This is a genomic window from Mesorhizobium sp. 2RAF21 (assembly GCF_052115345.1).
Classification (GTDB): Bacteria; Pseudomonadota; Alphaproteobacteria; order Rhizobiales; family Rhizobiaceae; genus Mesorhizobium; species Mesorhizobium terrae.
The window spans coordinates 233,229-249,151 of record NZ_JBFRGM010000011.1 but is presented as its reverse complement, the minus strand read 5'-3'; the positions used below and the strand labels follow the sequence as shown (position 1 = coordinate 249,151).

Below are 15,923 nucleotides of genomic sequence, written 5' to 3'. Positions count from 1 at the left end.
ATCCTATCGTGCGAGGAGGGGGGTAACCATGACCGTTGAGGACAGTGCTCCAAGCACGCAGAGCGAGGCGGACTATGTCCGCTGGCTCGATGCCCTCTGGGCGGAAAGGCTGCTTTCGGCGCGCGAGCACAAGCCTGATATTTCCATCGGCATTCTGCTTTGGCCGACCTTTCCCATGATGTCGCTGACCGGCGTCGTAGAGCCCTTGCGCCATGCTGCGGATTTCGCCGACAATTCCCGCCCGCTCCACTGCCGCTGGTCGATCATGGGCAAGCCGGGCGTTGCCACTGCTGCAAGCTGCGGTATTCGCGTGCAGGCAGACGCGCCCTACATCAACCCGACTGACTTCGATTATATCGTTGCTATCGGCGGCCTGCTGCCGCATTTGCGAACCGCGCCCGCCTCGCACCGCGACTATATTCGCGTCGCGGCGGCGGCGGGTGTTCCCGTCATCGGTGTCTGCACTGGCGCCTTCGTTCTGGCGCAGGAAGGATTGCTCGCCGGTCGCAAGGCCGCGATCCATCCCTTCCACGCCGAGGACTTCCGCCTTGCCTTTCCCCGCCAGGCCTTGTCGGTTCGCGACGATTTCCTGATCGAGAATGGCAGGATCACGGTGCCCGGCGGCATTTCCATTCTCTCGCTGATGACCGAACTGATCCGCAACCATTGCGGGCCGGATCGGGCTGCGAAAGCCGTTCACCAGCTTTCATTGACCGAGCAGAAAACGCTGAGCGTCTTCGATCACGAGCGCGCCCATTCGTACCGCTACGCCGTCGACACCCGCATCCAGCGAGCCATCGTGCTGATCGAAAGCCGCAAGGGCCGCGATATGTCGCCGGAACTGGCCGCAGATACCGTAGGCCTTTCGCCACGCCAGTTCGCACGCCTGTTCCAGAAGCACGTTGGAATGACCCCCAAACGCTTCATTCTGGAGACCCGGCTGCGGTACGCACGCTTTCTCGTGGAAAACAGCACGCTGCCCATCACGGCGATTGCCCTCGAAACCGGCTTCTCGGATTCAGCGCATCTGGCGACGGCTTTTCGGCAAAAGTACCAAGTTTCCCCAAGTGCGTTCCGATATCGGCACGGGTAGCGCATGCATGGTCGCGCGGTCGCAAGAGATTTCGGGACGGCAGGTCGCAGAACTGGCTTCTGTCATCGGTGAGAACCGTTTGGATGTCATAGGCACTGATGCGATCAGAGCCTTGATGAACGTGGCGGCTGTACGGACATTGGCACCTGTCCAAAGGTGTCAAAGGTGAACTCGGACAGCCGGTCGATAAGCGACGAAGAAATAGAGCTTTCGCGGTAGGCACTTCAGCGATGTCTATGTGGAGATATTCGATCGGATAGCGTTAACTTCTTCCTGCGCTTTGTTGTCCTCGGGCAGAAGGCTGGCCCCAATACTGGGTCCTGAACAAAGCGGCCGCTTACTGATCCGTTCGACTGTAAGCAGAAGGACCACTCTCGGCTCCTTTTCGGCCGCCGAACCTGTTGATGTTTTTGTCGCATTGCACAAAACTCCAGGCGGAGCAGGATGAGGCATGCGAGGCGCGGCCCTTACCGTATTGGTCATCGACGAGAATCGGCTCCGAGCCTCGATCATCGAGGCAGGGCTGCGCGAGGCTGGTCACACCGAGGTGGTGCTTGTCGACGATGTGACCGGCATCGCCGCCCGCATCGCGGCACTTGAGCCGGATGTGATCGTCATCGACATCGAGAATCCCAACCGGGACATGTTGGAGAACATGTTCCAGCTCTCGCGTGCGGTGAAGCGACCCATTGCCATGTTCGTCGATCGCTCCGACACCGCTTGGATCGAGGCGGCGGTGGATGCCGGCGTCTCGGCCTATGTCGTTGACGGCCTGAAGAAGGAGAGGGTGAAGCCGATCCTCGACATGGCGATCAGCCGCTTTAATGCGTTTTCGCGGATGGAACGCGAACTCGAGGAAGCGCGCACCGAACTGGAAAGCCGCAAGACGGTTGAGCGCGCCAAGGGCATCCTCATGAAATCGCGCGGGCTCTCCGAGCAGGAATCTTACGCCCTACTGCGCAAGACCGCCATGAACCAGAACCGCAAGATCAGTGACGTGGCGCAGGCCCTGGTTACAACCGCGGGCCTGCTGGGCGCTGGAGACGATCAATGAGCCCGGCCCATCAGATATCCGCTGGCTTCCTGCCGCTGCTCGACAGTGCCGTGCTGGTTGCTGCACGCGAACTGGGTTTCGCGGCCGACGAAGGCATCGACCTCGTTCTCACCAGGGAGAATTCCTGGGCAAGCATCCGCGATCGGCTCGCCGTCGGCCATTTCAACGTCGCGCATATGCTGGCACCGATGCCGATCGCCTGCAATCTGGGCCTGACACCGCTCGCCGCGCGCACCATAGCGCCGATGGCGCTTGGCCTGGGCGGCAATGCGGTGACCGTCTCGCGCGACCTTTGGGACGAGATGTTGGCGCAGGATGCGGCCTCGGATTTCGACCCCCGATCCACCGGGGCAGCGCTGGCGGCCGTCGTGGTGCACCGCAAGGCGGCGGGCGGGTCGCCGCTGCGCTTCGGCGTCGTGCATCCCCATTCGGGCCATAACTACGAATTGCGCTACTGGTTTGCTGCCTGCGGCGTCGACCCTGATCGCGATATCGAGATCATCATCGTGCCGCCATCCTTCATGGCCGATGCACTCGGCGCCCGGCGCATCGACGGCTATTGCGTCGGTGAACCCTGGAACACGGCGGCGGTGGCGAAGGGCGTCGGACGCATCGTCACCACCAAGGCCAGGATATGGCGTTCCAGTCCGGAAAAGGTGCTGGGTGTCGCTGCCGAGTGGGCGGAGGCAGAGCCCGAGGCGCTGTCGGCGCTTTTGCGAGCTCTTTACCGCGCCGCCGCCTGGAGCGGCGACAGCGGCAACCATGGCGAGCTGGCGGAACTGATGGCCGGGCCTGCTTATGTCGATTGTCCAGTCGAATGGCTGAAGCCGGCGCTCTCCGGACTGATCCAGACCGGCGACGGTGGCGAGGTTGTGACACCGGATTTCTTCGTGCCCCATGCCAAGGCCGCCACCTTTCCCTGGAAGAGCCACGCGCTCTGGTTCTACAGCCAGATGGCCCGCTGGGGACAGATCGAGGCCAACCCGGCCAACGAAGCGATCGCGCGCGAAACCTATCGTCCTGACCTCTACCGGCAGGCCTTGCGAGATGTTGGCGTGGCGTTGCCGGGAGCGAACGCCAAGGTCGAAGGTGCACTGGTCACCGAGACGCCGGTCGGTTCGGCCGGCGCCAGCCTCATTCTCGGACCGGACGGCTTCTTCGATGGGGCGGTGTTCGATCCCGACCGCGTCGGGGACTACATTCAAGGCCAGCTTCTCGCCGAGCCAAAAGCCTAGGCGTTCTTTTGCGCTGCATCATTTTTGTGCATTGCGATATGCCATTTGCCGGAAGTTTTGCCAGCGCCGGACGATGCCACGCGCGTCGATAATGCCAATGATTGTTGATTTCATTGCATAAAACTCTGCCGATCAAAACTGGCACGCATCCTGCTTTGTAACAAGCGAGGCCCAAGGCTGGGCCACGAATTCTGCGTCCAACGAAGGGCGCACCAGGCAAGGCTGCCGTTCAGGTCACCACGCGATCCCGGATGTACGGACGCGCGGCCTGTTCGGCAGCCTTTTTGTTTTCAATCGCAGAGCGGCGCTTTCGATGCCGAACACGGAGCGAGCAATGGGCGTATCTTTTCGACAAAGCCGGGATCCGGCAGCCACGCATGCGCTAACCCTATCCACGCTGTCGTTCACGGTGTGCTTTGCCGTGTGGACGATCTTTTCGATCATCGGCATACGCATCAAACAGGAGCTCGGGCTTTCCGAAACCGAATTCGGTCTGCTTGTCGGCACGCCGATCCTCTCCGGCTCGCTTGCCCGCATTATGCTTGGCGTGTGGACCGACCGTTTTGGCGGCCGTCTGGTCTATTCGGCAATCATGCTGGCGGCGGCGATCGCCACCTTTCTGCTGGCCTTCGCACATACTTACCCGCAGATGCTGATCGCAGCACTCGGCGTTGGTCTGGCGGGGGGTTCCTTCGCTGTCGGGGTTGCCTATGTTTCGCGCTTCTACCCGGCTGAGAAGCAGGGCACGGCGCTCGGCATATTCGGCGTCGGCAATGTCGGCGCGGCAATCACGAAATTCCTGGCGCCCTTTGTGATGCTGGCCGTTGGCTGGCAGGACGTGGCGATCATCTGGGCGTCCGTGCTCGGCTTCATGGCGTGCATCTTCTGGTTCAGCGCCGAAGACGATCCGGTGATCCGGCAGCGGCGCGTCACCGGCGCCAATCCCCCACGCAACTTTCGGGCCGAATTCGAGCCCTTGAAGGATGTCCGCGTCTGGCGTTTCGCGCTCTACTATTTTTTCGTCTTCGGCGGCTTCGTCGCCCTGGCACTCTGGCTGCCGCGCTACCTGATCGGCGTCTACGGCTTCGACATTGCCACCGCAGGCATGGTTGGTGCCGCCTATTCGGTCCCGGCCTCGATCTTCCGCGCCTATGGCGGTGTGTTGTCGGACAGGATCGGCGCACGCACGGTGCTTTACTGGACCTTCGCCGTGTCGGCGGTGTGTTGCGCCGTGCTGGCCTTGCCCGCGGCGGATTTCACGGTGCGCGGCATCAGTGGTCCGGTCTCCTTTCATTTCGAGATCGGCTGGATCGCTTTCGTCGCCATAGCCTTCGTGCTCGGCTTCTTCATGGCTGTCGGCAAGGCCGCGGTCTACAAGCACATCCCCGTCTACTATCCCGGCAATGTCGGTGCCGTCGGTGGCCTCGTCGGCATGATCGGCGGGCTCGGCGGCTTCGTCCTGCCGATCGCCTTCGGCGCGCTCAACGACCTGACCAACGTCTGGTCGAGCTGTTTCATGCTGCTTTTCGTCGTCGTGGCCGCATGCCTTGCCTGGATGCATCTCGCCATCCTTCGGATGGAGCAAGCACGCGCGCTGGCCGAACGGGCCACCGTCTCCCCAGCGGAATAGTCGAGTGGAGCCCCAGACTATGTCAGAGAAACTCGTCATCATCGGCAACGGCATGGCGCCAGGCCGCATGCTGGAGCATCTGCTCGAGGCTGCACCCGGCCGCTACCAGATCACCATCTTCAACGCCGAACCGCGCGTGAACTACGACCGCATCATGCTGTCGCCCGTTCTGTCGGGCGAGAAGGACTATGAGGAAATCGTCATTCACGGCGATGGCTGGTACATCAAGCATGGCATCGTGCTCTACAAGGGCCACAAGATCGTCGCCATCGATCGAAGCGCCAGGATCGTCACCTCCGACAAGGGCGTGACCGAGCCCTATGACAAGCTTGTCGTCGCCACCGGCTCGGTGCCCTTCATCATCCCGGTGCCCGGCAGGGATCTGCCCGGCGTGCTCTCCTATCGCGATCTGGACGACGTCGGCGCCATGCTTCTCGCCGCGCAGTCGCGCGACAGGGCGGTGGTGATCGGTGGCGGGCTGCTCGGACTTGAGGCGGCCGCCGGCCTGAAGGAGCGCGGTATGGACGTCACCGTGCTGCATGTCATGCCAACACTGATGGAACGTCAGCTCGATCCGGCCGCCGGCTATCTGCTCCAGAAGCAGCTGGAGGCGAGGGGCATCACGGTCAGGACGAAGGCGAACACCAGGCAGATCGTCGGCGCCGGCAAGGTGCAGGGTGTCGAGCTCGACACCGGCGAGATCATCCCGGCCACGCTGGTGGTGATGGCCGTCGGCATCCGACCGAATGTCGGCCTCGCCAGGGAAGCTGGGCTCGAGGTCAATCGCGGCATCGTCACCGACGATTGCATGCGGACATCCGACCCGGATATTTTCGCGCTCGGCGAATGCGTCGAGGTTGGCGGCCATGTCTACGGCCTTGTCGCGCCGCTCTACGAAATGGCAAAGGTGGTGGCCGCGAAACTGGCCGATGCCGACGACAGGCGCTTCACCCATTCCGATACGCCCACGAAGCTCAAGGTCACCGGCATCGATCTCTATTCGATCGGCGATTTCGCCGATGGCGAGGATCGCGAGGAGATCATCCTGCGCGATGCCTCGGCCGGCGTCTACAAACGCGTGATCCTGCAGGACAACAGGATCATCGGCACGGTGCTGTTCGGCGAGACGGCGGACGGCGCCTGGTTCAACGATCTCAAGAAGAAAGAAGTCGACATCTCCGAGATGCGCGACACCCTGATCTTCGGGCAGGCCTTCCAGGGGGGCGCTTCTACGGACCCTCTGGCGGCCGTTGCGGCTCTGGCGGATGATGCGGAAATCTGCGGCTGCAACGGCGTCTGCAAGGGAGAAATCGTTTCCGCCATTGGCGAAAAGGGACTGACGTCGCTGGACGAAGTCCGCGCGCACACCAAGGCGTCGGCCTCGTGCGGCTCATGCACCGGCCTGGTCGAGAAGGTGATGGCGCTGGTGCTGGGCGATACTTACAACCCGGCCGCCGTGCAGCCGATGTGCGGCTGCACTGAACTCGGCCATGACGAGGTACGCCGGCTGATCAAGGCGAAAGGCCTGAAGACCATCCCGGCTGTGATGCAAGAACTGGAGTGGAGCACCTCCTGTGGCTGCGCGAAATGCCGGCCGGCGCTCAACTACTATCTCGTCGCCGATTGGCCAAATGAATATGCCGACGATTACCAATCACGCTTCATCAACGAGCGCGTTCACGCCAACATCCAGAAGGACGGCACCTATTCGGTGGTGCCGCGCATGTGGGGCGGGATGACTTCGGCGGCCGAGCTGCGCGCCATCGCCGATGTGGTCGACAAGTTCGCCATTCCGGCGGTGAAGGTCACCGGCGGCCAGCGCATCGACATGCTGGGCATCCGAAAGGAAGACCTGCCTGCAGTCTGGGCCGATCTCGGCAAGGCCGGCTTCGTCTCGGGTCATGCCTATGCCAAGGGGCTGCGCACGGTGAAGACGTGTGTTGGTACCGACTGGTGCCGCTTCGGCACGCAGGATTCGACCGGCCTCGGCATCCGCATCGAAAAGTTCATGTGGGGTTCGTGGACGCCGGCCAAGGTGAAGATGGCGGTCTCCGGCTGTCCGCGCAATTGCGCGGAGGCAACCTGCAAGGATGTCGGCGTGGTGTGCGTGGACTCCGGCTACGAGATCCATTTCGCAGGTGCTGCCGGCCTCGATATCAAGGGCACGGAAGTGCTCGGTATGGTGCGCACCGAGGACGAAGCGCTGGAGGCGATCGTAGCGCTCGTGCAGATGTATCGCGAGCAGGCCCGTTACCTCGAGCGTATCTACAAATGGGCAAAACGCGTCGGCCTCGAGGAGATCCGCCGCCAGATCATGGCCGATCCCGACAGGCGCCAAGGCTATTTCGAACGCTTTGTCTTCAGCCAGAAATTCGCTCAGGTCGATCCGTGGTCGGAGCGTGTCTCGGGCAAGGACAAGCACGAGTTTCGACCGATGGCGGAGACCGATTTCCAACAGGCGGCGGAGTGACGGAGATGAGCTGGTTGGACATCGGCACGCTCGACAACATCCCGCCGCGTGGCGCGCGCTGCGTGAAGACCCCGAGAGGCAGTATCGGCGTCTTTCGCACGCATGACGATCGCGTCTTCGCCATCGAGGACCACTGCCCGCACAAGGGCGGACCGCTCAGCCAGGGCATCGTGCATGGCGCCGCCGTGACTTGCCCACTGCACAATTGGGTGATTTCGTTGGAAACAGGCAAGGCGCTCGGCGCGGACGAGGGATCGGTGAAGACGATCCCCGTGCGGGTCGAGGATGGGCGGATTTCGATCGCACTGGGTGAGATACTGCAGGCAGCGGAGTGACTGCCGCCATGAACTCCGCCGAAATCAGCACGACCTGTCCTTATTGCGGAGTTGGCTGCGGCGTGCTGGCGAAGGCTGCCGCCGGTGGCGAGGCTTCCGTCCGTGGCGATCCCGACCATCCGGCCAATCGCGGCAAGCTCTGCTCGAAGGGCTCGGCGCTCGGCGAAACGACCAGCCTCGACAGCCGGCTGCTCCATCCGGAAATCGGCGGGAAGCAGGCGGACTGGGATACGGCGCTCGATCTCGTCGCCCGGCGTTTCTCGGACGCCATCGCCGAGCATGGGCCGGATTCGGTTGCCTTCTACATCTCCGGGCAATTGCTGACCGAGGACTACTACGTCGCCAACAAGCTGATGAAGGGTTTCATCGGTTCGGCCAACATCGACACCAATTCAAGACTTTGCATGGCCTCGTCCGTCGCCGGTCATCGCCGCGCCTTCGGCGAGGATATCGTGCCGGGGATCTATGAGGATTTCAATGAAGCCGACCTGATCGTGCTGACCGGCTCGAACACCGCGTGGTGCCACCCGATCCTTTACCAGCGCATGCTGGCCGCACGGCAGGCGCGCGGCACGAAGATCGTCGTCATCGATCCGCGCCGCACCGCGACAGCCGACGAATGCGACCTGCATCTGGCGCTCGATCCCGGTACCGATGTGCTCCTGTTCAATGGCCTGCTGGCGCATCTGGCGCGCGTCGGCGCGGTGGACGATGACTACGTCGTGGCTCACACCACTGGCTTCGATGCTGCGGTGGCCCTGGCGCAGGCTGACGCGCCCTCCGAAGAGCAAGTGGCTGAGGGTTGCGGATTGAAGAGCGGCGACATACGGCTCTTCTACGAGCTCTTTGCGGCAACCGAGCGCACGGTCACGGTCTACAGCCAGGGCGTCAATCAGTCGGCACATGGCACCGACAAGGTCAACGCCATCATCAATTGCCATCTGGCCACGGCACGCATCGGCAAGCTGGGCGCGGGGCCTTTCTCAGTGACCGGCCAGCCCAACGCCATGGGTGGACGCGAGGTCGGTGGTCTCGCCAACCAGCTTGCCGCTCATATGAATTTCGACAACCCACGCGATATCGACCGTGTCGGGCGCTTCTGGCGTTCACCTGATATCGCGCGCAGAGCCGGCCTGAAGGCCGTCGACATGTTCCGCGCTGCTGGCGCTGGACGTATCAAGGCATTGTGGATCATGGGCACCAATCCGGCGGTCTCGATGCCGGATGCCACACGCGTGCGCGCCGCGCTGAAGGCCTGCGATTTCGTCGCCGTTTCCGACGTCACGCGCACCGACACCACCCGTTTCGCCGACGTGTTGCTGCCCGCCGCCGCTTGGGGCGAGAAGGACGGCACGGTGACCAACTCCGAGCGCAGGCTTTCCCGGCAAAGACCGTTTTTGGCCATGCCGGGAGAGGCGCGGCCCGATTGGCGTATCATCTGCGATGCCGCAGCCCGCATGGGCTTCGGCGCGGCCTTCGATTTCGGCAACCCCGCCGCGATCTTTCGCGAGCATGCCGCGCTTTCCGCTTTCGAAAACACAGGCGAGCGGCTGTTCGATCTGGGAGCGCTAACCGATATTTCGGACGCGGAATATGACACGTTCGAGCCGCGCCACTGGCCTGTCACCAAGAAGGCGTCCGGCCGGCTGCTGGGCGGCGGTAAATTTCCCACGGCCGACGGGCGCGCGCGTTTCATTGCGGTGCGGCAGGAAGGCGTGGCGCTCGCCGTCAGTGCAGAGTATCCGCTTGCGCTCAATACCGGTCGGCTGCGCGATCAATGGCACACCATGACAAGAACCGGGCCCGTGCCGCGCCTGATGGCGAATACGCCGGAACCGATGGTCGACCTCAACCCGCTCGACGCCGCCGCCAACCGGCTCGCCGATGGCGATCTCGCGCAACTGTCCACGCGTTATGGTTTTGCCCGCGCCAAGGTCCGCATCACCGAGGCGCAGCGCCCGGGCCAGGCTTTTGTGCCCATGCACTGGAGCGCTCATTTCGCGGCCAATGCCGGGGCGGGGGCTCTGGCGACGCCGATCGCCGATCCCCAATCCGGCCAGCCGGAACTGAAGAACGTGCCGTTGCGCATTTCGCGCGAAGAGATCGCCTGGGTGGGCATCCTGATGACCCGCCGCAACCTCAAACCAACCGGCTTCGTCCATTGGAGCCGGCAGGCCGTTGCGGGTGGCTGGGTCTACGAACTAAGCGGTACCGAAACGCCAGACCAGGGCATACTGCTCGCGCGCGGGCTGCTTGCCAGCGTCAATCCCGACCATGTGGTCGAGTATCGGGACCGCAAGGGCCTGACCTACCGGGCGGCGGCAATGGATGAAAGCTGTGCGATGGCCGAGGCGCTGCTGGTTGCCCCGCCGGGGCAGTTGCCAGCCCGCGATTGGCTGGTTTCGCTGCTCGGCAGCCGGGCGCAACTGACTTCGGTCGATCGTCACGCGCTGCTTTCCGGGCGTTCGCCTGCCGCCGTGCCGTCAATCGGCCGCATCGTCTGCTTCTGCTTCAACGTCGGCGTGAACCAACTGGCCGATGCAGTCGCCACCGGCTGTCGCAGCCTGGAGGCTATCGGAAGGGAACTTGGTGCCGGCACCAACTGCGGCTCGTGTCGCTCGGAGATCAGGACGATCATCGATGCAGGTCGTGTCCAAGCGGTCGAGTGATCCATTGCCCACGCGGATCCGGCCGCTCGGGAAAGGCCGAAACCAATCGTGCTGGCATCGGGGCCGGGCAGGGGCTCGTTTGTCTCGTCCGGCAAATGCTTGGGCTTAATTCTCGCTTATCGAACTCAGTGCGAATCCTTGGGCACGGCCCGGCCGCGGCAGCCGCGCAGGAAGTCGAAATCCGCGCCGGTGTCGGCACCGGTGACATGGTCGTGGTAGAGCATTTCGTAGCCACCGGCGGGGCGGGTGGAAGGGTTTTGCCAGGCTGCCAGCCGCGCCGTGATTTCCCGCTCGGGCACGTCGAGATGCAGGCGGCGGTTCGGCACATCGAGTTCGATGAAATCGCCGTCGAGCACGATCGCCAGCGGACCGCCGGCGGCGGCCTCCGGGCTGGCGTGCAACACGACGGTGCCGTAGGCCGTTCCTGACATGCGGGCGTCGGAAATGCGCACCATGTCGGTGATGCCCTTTTTCAGCACCTTCGGCGGCAGGCCCATATTGCCCACCTCGGCCATACCGGGATAACCGCGCGGGCCACAGTTCTTCAGGACCATGACGCAGGTCTCGTCGATATCGAGGTCGGGATCGTTGATCTTCTTCTTGTAATCGTCGATGTCCTCGAAGACGACTGCGCGGCCTCGATGGACCATCAACGCAGGCGATGCCGCGGATGGTTTCAGGACCGCTCCGCTAGGCGCCAGGTTTCCCTTGAGGACCGCGATACCGCCCGCCGCCGTCAACGCTTTCGCGGTCGGCAGGATAACGTCCTCGTTCCAATTGCGGACGTCCTTGACCTCCTCCCACAGGCTTTGTCCGGACACCGTCAACGCATCCTTGTGAAGCAAATCGGCTTCGCCCAGTCGCCTCAGCACGACCGGCAGCCCGCCGGCGTAGAAGAACTCTTCCATCAGGTATTTGCCCGACGGCATGAGGTTGACGATAGTTGGCACGTCGCGCCCCAGCCGGTCCCAGTCGTCCAGCGTCAGGTTGATCCCGGCCCGGCCCGCCAAGGCCAGCAGATGGACCACGGCATTGGTCGAGCCGCCTATGGCGCCGTTGGTGCGGATGGCGTTTTCGAAGGCTTCGCGGGTCAGGATGTCCGAGGGTTTCAGGTCGTCCTTAACCATCTGCACGATGCGTCGTCCGGTCAATTGCGCCATGACCCGGCGACGGCTGTCGACGGCTGGAATGGCGGCATTGCCGGACAATGCCATGCCAAGCGCCTCGGCCATCGACGCCATGGTCGAGGCCGTGCCCATCGTGTTGCAGGTTCCCGTCGAACGGCTCATCGCCTGTTCGGCTTCCAGGAACTCCGTCTGGCTCATCGTGCCGGCCTTGATCGCCTCCGACATTTGCCACAGCGCCGTGCCCGATCCTACGCGTTCGTTGCGGAACCAGCCGTTCAGCATCGGGCCGCCGGTCACGGTGATCGCCGGCAGGTCGACCGAGGCTGCCCCCATCAGCAGCGACGGCGTGGTCTTGTCGCAGCCGACCATCAGCACCACACCGTCGATGGGCTGGGCGCGGATGGTCTCCTCCACCGCCATGGCGGCCAGGTTGCGATACATCATCGCCGTCGGACGATAGGTGTTCTCCGAGGCCGAAAGCACCGGCACCTCAAGCGGAAAACCGCCGGCCTCCCACACGCCTGCCTTCACCTTTTCCGCCAGCTCGCGCAGATGGCCGTTGCAGGGGGTGAGGTCCGACCAGGTGTTCAGGATGCCGATCACCGGCCGGCCGTCGAACAGATCGTGCGGGTAGCCCTGGTTCTTCAACCAGCCGCGGTGATAGATGTTGTCGCGGGAGGTGCCGCCATACCATTCCTGCGAACGCAGCCTGCGCGGCCACGGCGCCGGCTGGAACCCGGCGCGGATGTTGGGCTGGATAGTCATGCTGCTTTCCTGTTTGCGGCGCCACGGTCGCCGACCAGCACCAAAAGGCGCTGCAGCGCTATGAAGGCGAACAGCAGGATGCCGACGACGATCTTCGTCCACCAGCTCGAAAGGGTGCCGTCGAAGACAATGTAGGTCTGGATCAGGCCCTGGATGACGACGCCGAAGAAGGTTCCGGCCACCAGGCCGACACCACCGGTCAGCAGGGTCCCGCCGATCACCACGGCGGCGATCGCGTCGAGCTCGACGCCTACCGTCGCAAGCGAATAGCCAGCCGAGGTGTAGAGCGAGAAGACGACGCCGGCGAGGCCCGAAAGGAAGCCGGACAGCGCATAGATGCCGATGGTGGTGCGGGCCACCGGTACGCCCATCAGTTCGGCCGACTGCCTGTTGCCCCCGATCGCGTAGACATAGGAGCCGAAGCGCGTGTAGTGCGCGATCAGGATGYCGGCGGCAAAGACCAGCAGCATCAGGCCGCCGACCAGTGTCAACCGCCCACCACCCGGCATCAGCACGTACATCTTCTGCACAGCCGAGTAGAATTTGTGGTTGATCGGGATCGAGTCCGTCGCGATCACGAAAGCCATGCCGCGCGCCAGGAACATGCCCGCCAGCGTAACGATGAAGGCCGGCACTTCGAGATAGTGGATCGCCGCCCCCATGGCGGCGCCGAAGGCGGTCGAGACGGCCAGCGCAATCGCGAAGGCCAGCAACGGATGTATGTCGTACCAGCTGACGAGCACCGAGATCAGTACGCCGGTGAACGCAATCACCGCGCCGACCGAAAGATCGATGCCGCCGGACAGGATGACGAAGGTCATGCCGACCGCCGCGATGCCGAGAAAGGCGTTGTCGGTCAAGAGATTGCCGGCCACGCGCGTCGACAGCATGTTCGGAAACTGGAACACGCAGACCGCATAGGCCAGCACGAAGATGACCAGCGTTGCGAAGAAGGGAAGCAGGCGCGACGACATCATGTCCGTTGTGCCTTGCTCTGGGGGAGGGCGCGGTCGCGCACGAAGAGCCGCCCGACGGATGCCGACTGCGCCAAAAGGATGACGATGATCACAATGGCCTTGACGATGAGGTTGTACTCAGGCGGGAAGCCCGAGATGAGGATGCCGGTGTTCATGGCCTGGATGATGACGGCGCCCAGCACCGACATCAGGATCGAGAAGCGGCCGCCGAGCAGGGACGTCCCGCCGATCACCACCGCGAGGATGGCGTCGAGTTCGAGCCACAGGCCTGCATTGTTGGCATCCGCGCCGCGGATGTCGGCCGTCACGATGATACCGGCGATCGCCGCGCAGAAGCCGCAGAAAGCGTAGACCAGCATGAGCAGCAGGCGGCTGTTGATGCCGGCATAGGTCGACGCACTGCGGTTGACGCCGAGGGATTCGATCAGCAGCCCAAGCGCCGTGCGCCGCACGACCAGGACGGTCAGCACCGTCAAGGCGGCAACGATGGCGACCGGCATCGGAAATGCGAGGAAGGAGCCGGCGCTAAAGGCGGCGAGGCCGGGATCGTTGAAGGTCACGATCACGCCCTCGGTCACCAGCTGCGCGATGCCGCGCCCGGCGACCATGAGGATGAGGGTCGCGACGATCGGCTGGAGCTCCAGAACCGCGACCAGGAAACCGTTGAGCAGCCCGCAGCCGAGGCCGACGCCGAGCGCGGCCAGCACGACGACCGGCAGCGGATGGCCCGCCATGATCATCGTCGCCGCCACGGCGCCGGCCATGGCCATGACGGCGCCGACGGAAAGGTCGACGCCCTTGGTGGCGATCACCATCGTCATGCCGATCGCCAGGATGGCCACCGGCGCGCCGCGGTTGAGCACGTCGATGAGACTGCCGAACAGCCGGCCGTCCTGCAGGCGTATGCTGAAGAAGCCGTCGAAGGCCATCCAGTTGAAGAAGAGGATAAGCGCCAGGCAGGTGAGCTTCGGGGCTGCACGCTTCAGGCCCGTCATGCGCTCGCCCCTTCGCTGACCGCGATCGTGCGCATGATGTTGCCGGCGCTGATCTCTTCGCCGGTGAGGTCGCAAATATGCTGGCGGTCGCGCAGCACCCGCACCCGTGTCGAGTATGCCATGATCTCCTCGATCTCGGACGAGATGACCACCAGCGCCAGTCCCTCCTCGCAGAGCCGGTTGATCAGCTGGATGATCTCGGCATGCGCGCCGACATCGATGCCGCGCGTCGGCTCATCGAGGATGAGCAGGCGCGGCTGCGTCGCCAACCAGCGCGCCAGGATCACCTTCTGCTGGTTGCCGCCCGACAAAAGCTTGACCGGCTTCTCGATATCGGTGGTGCGGATGTCCAGCGCCTTCACGAGCCGGTGGGCGAGCTCCGCCTGTTCGCTGCTCGACATGGGTTTCAGCCAGCCGCGCCGCGCCTGCAGCGCCAGGGCGATATTCTCGCGCACCGAGAGATCGCCGATGATGCCGTCGACCTTGCGGTCTTCCGGGCAGAGGCCGAAACCAAGCCGCACCGCCTCGCGCGGCGAGCTTATGCGCACGGCCTTGCCGTCGACGGTCGCCTTGCCGCTGTCGGCGTGATCGACGCCGAACATCAGCCGCGCCGTCTCGGTGCGGCCAGATCCCAAGAGGCCGGCGACACCTATCACTTCGCCCGGCGCGATCGCCAGGTCGAAGGGCGCGACCGAACGCGACAGGCCGAAGGCTGAAAACTCGATTGTGCGTCCAGTCCCGCCAGTAGGTGGCGCCCGATGCCCATGCTCCGTCGCGGCTTCCAGGGCACGACCCAGCATCATGGAGACAAGCTCCATCCGGGGCAGCGCCCCTGTGTCGTGCGTTCCCACCAGGCGGCCATTGCGCAGCACGGTGATGCGGTCGGCGACGGCGTAGACCTGGTCGAGGAAATGCGTGATGAAGACAATGCCGAGGCCGCGGTCGCGCAGCTTGCGCATGACGCCAAACAGCAGTTGCACCTCATGCCGGTCCAGGCTGGCTGTCGGTTCGTCCAGGATCAGTACCGAGCCTGACATGTCGACGGCCCGGGCAATGGCGACAAGCTGCTGCACGGCGACCGAGAAGCTCGACAATGGCGCCCGGACATTGATGTCGATGTCATATTGCGCCAGCAGTGCCCTTGCCATCCGGTTCATGGCGGCGGCATGGGTCAGGCCGAAGCGTTTCGGCTGCCGGCCGATATAGAGGTTTTCGGCGACGCTCAGATTGGGCAGGAGGTTGACCTCCTGGTAGACCGTGCCGACGCCGAGCCTTTGCGCATGCAGCGTGTCGCGCACATCGACCGGCTCGCCGTTGAGCGCGATTGTGCCGGCATCCGGCCTATGCACGCCGGTCAGCACCTTAATCAAGGTGGACTTGCCCGCGCCATTCTCGCCGAGCAGCGCATGGATCTCGCCCTTGCGTACGGTAAAGTCGACATTTTCGAGGGCTTTGAAGCCGAAGAAGCTTTTTGAGATATCGTGAGCGCTGAGAAGCGCTTCGGTTTCGCCCACACCGTCCTCCCGTCAGCGCCGCTGAAACTGGATCTGCTTGCCGAGCAAACATTCCGTAT

Annotated in this window: 11 protein-coding genes; 7 read left to right on the top strand and 4 right to left on the bottom strand. The window is 63.7% G+C overall.

What is annotated here, in order from left to right; genetic code table 11:
* Positions 1-28 precede the first annotated feature (28 nt).
* The 7 genes from AB4136_RS19515 (at position 29) to AB4136_RS19485 (ending at position 10,486) form a co-directional block, all read left to right on the top strand.
* A complete protein-coding gene (locus AB4136_RS19515; protein WP_024923636.1) occupies positions 29-1,093 on the top strand; it encodes a GlxA family transcriptional regulator in 1,065 nt (354 codons plus the stop codon).
* Positions 1,094-1,544: 451 nt separating this feature from the next.
* Positions 1,545-2,147 (top strand): ANTAR domain-containing response regulator, encoded by a 603-nt coding sequence (locus AB4136_RS19510; protein ID WP_024923635.1) that lies wholly within the window; start codon positions 1,545-1,547, stop codon positions 2,145-2,147.
* Positions 2,144-3,382, top strand: a complete 1,239-nt coding sequence (locus AB4136_RS19505) for a CmpA/NrtA family ABC transporter substrate-binding protein (RefSeq protein WP_024923634.1) — start codon at positions 2,144-2,146, stop codon at positions 3,380-3,382. The genes AB4136_RS19510 and AB4136_RS19505 overlap by 4 nt, the downstream gene beginning before the upstream one ends.
* Before the next feature lie 334 nt (positions 3,383-3,716).
* Entirely contained in the window at positions 3,717-5,012 is a 1,296-nt protein-coding gene (locus tag AB4136_RS19500) for an MFS transporter (RefSeq protein ID WP_024923633.1), read from the top strand.
* A 19-nt stretch (positions 5,013-5,031) separates the two neighbouring features.
* Entirely contained in the window at positions 5,032-7,482 is a 2,451-nt protein-coding gene (nirB, locus tag AB4136_RS19495) for a nitrite reductase large subunit NirB (protein WP_024923632.1), read from the top strand.
* Positions 7,483-7,487: 5 nt separating this feature from the next.
* Positions 7,488-7,817: a nitrite reductase small subunit NirD gene (gene nirD / locus AB4136_RS19490; RefSeq protein ID WP_024923631.1), complete on the top strand. Its 330-nt coding sequence runs from the start codon at positions 7,488-7,490 to the stop codon at positions 7,815-7,817.
* 8 nt (positions 7,818-7,825) lie between these two features.
* On the top strand, positions 7,826-10,486 hold the full coding sequence (locus AB4136_RS19485; protein WP_024923630.1) for a nitrate reductase: 2,661 nt from the start codon (positions 7,826-7,828) through the stop codon (positions 10,484-10,486).
* A gap of 125 nt (positions 10,487-10,611) precedes the next feature.
* On the opposite strand, the gene araD is transcribed toward AB4136_RS19485, so the two are convergent.
* The 4 genes from araD to AB4136_RS19465 are packed head-to-tail and all read right to left on the bottom strand — an operon-like array spanning position 10,612 to position 15,864.
* A complete protein-coding gene (gene araD, locus AB4136_RS19480) occupies positions 10,612-12,378 on the bottom strand; it encodes an L-arabinonate dehydratase (RefSeq protein ID WP_024923629.1) in 1,767 nt (588 codons plus the stop codon).
* Positions 12,375-13,352, bottom strand: a complete 978-nt coding sequence (gene yjfF / locus AB4136_RS19475; protein WP_441931550.1) for a galactofuranose ABC transporter, permease protein YjfF — start codon at positions 13,350-13,352, stop codon at positions 12,375-12,377. Before yjfF ends, araD begins: the two co-directional genes overlap by 4 nt.
* Positions 13,352-14,350 (bottom strand): ABC transporter permease, encoded by a 999-nt coding sequence (locus tag AB4136_RS19470; protein WP_024923627.1) that lies wholly within the window; start codon positions 14,348-14,350, stop codon positions 13,352-13,354. The genes yjfF and AB4136_RS19470 overlap by 1 nt, the downstream gene beginning before the upstream one ends.
* On the bottom strand, positions 14,347-15,864 hold the full coding sequence (locus AB4136_RS19465) for a sugar ABC transporter ATP-binding protein (RefSeq protein ID WP_024923626.1): 1,518 nt from the start codon (positions 15,862-15,864) through the stop codon (positions 14,347-14,349). The genes AB4136_RS19470 and AB4136_RS19465 overlap by 4 nt, the downstream gene beginning before the upstream one ends.
* Between the last annotated feature and the right edge of the window lie 59 nt (positions 15,865-15,923).

What these genes read in the sequence shown, in the direction of transcription:
- AB4136_RS19515 (WP_024923636.1), top strand. Translation starts at nt 29, where the DNA reads ATGACCGTTGAGGACAGTGCTCCAAGCACGCAGAGCGAGGCGGACTAT.
- AB4136_RS19485 (WP_024923630.1), top strand. Translation starts at nt 7,826, where the DNA reads ATGAACTCCGCCGAAATCAGCACGACCTGTCCTTATTGCGGAGTTGGC.
- AB4136_RS19500 (WP_024923633.1), top strand. Translation starts at nt 3,717, where the DNA reads ATGGGCGTATCTTTTCGACAAAGCCGGGATCCGGCAGCCACGCATGCG.
- nirB (WP_024923632.1), top strand. Translation starts at nt 5,032, where the DNA reads ATGTCAGAGAAACTCGTCATCATCGGCAACGGCATGGCGCCAGGCCGC.
- AB4136_RS19505 (WP_024923634.1), top strand. Translation starts at nt 2,144, where the DNA reads ATGAGCCCGGCCCATCAGATATCCGCTGGCTTCCTGCCGCTGCTCGAC.
- araD (WP_024923629.1), bottom strand. Translation starts at nt 12,378, where the DNA reads ATGACTATCCAGCCCAACATCCGCGCCGGGTTCCAGCCGGCGCCGTGG.
- AB4136_RS19470 (WP_024923627.1), bottom strand. Translation starts at nt 14,350, where the DNA reads ATGACGGGCCTGAAGCGTGCAGCCCCGAAGCTCACCTGCCTGGCGCTT.
- nirD (WP_024923631.1), top strand. Translation starts at nt 7,488, where the DNA reads ATGAGCTGGTTGGACATCGGCACGCTCGACAACATCCCGCCGCGTGGC.
- AB4136_RS19510 (WP_024923635.1), top strand. Translation starts at nt 1,545, where the DNA reads ATGCGAGGCGCGGCCCTTACCGTATTGGTCATCGACGAGAATCGGCTC.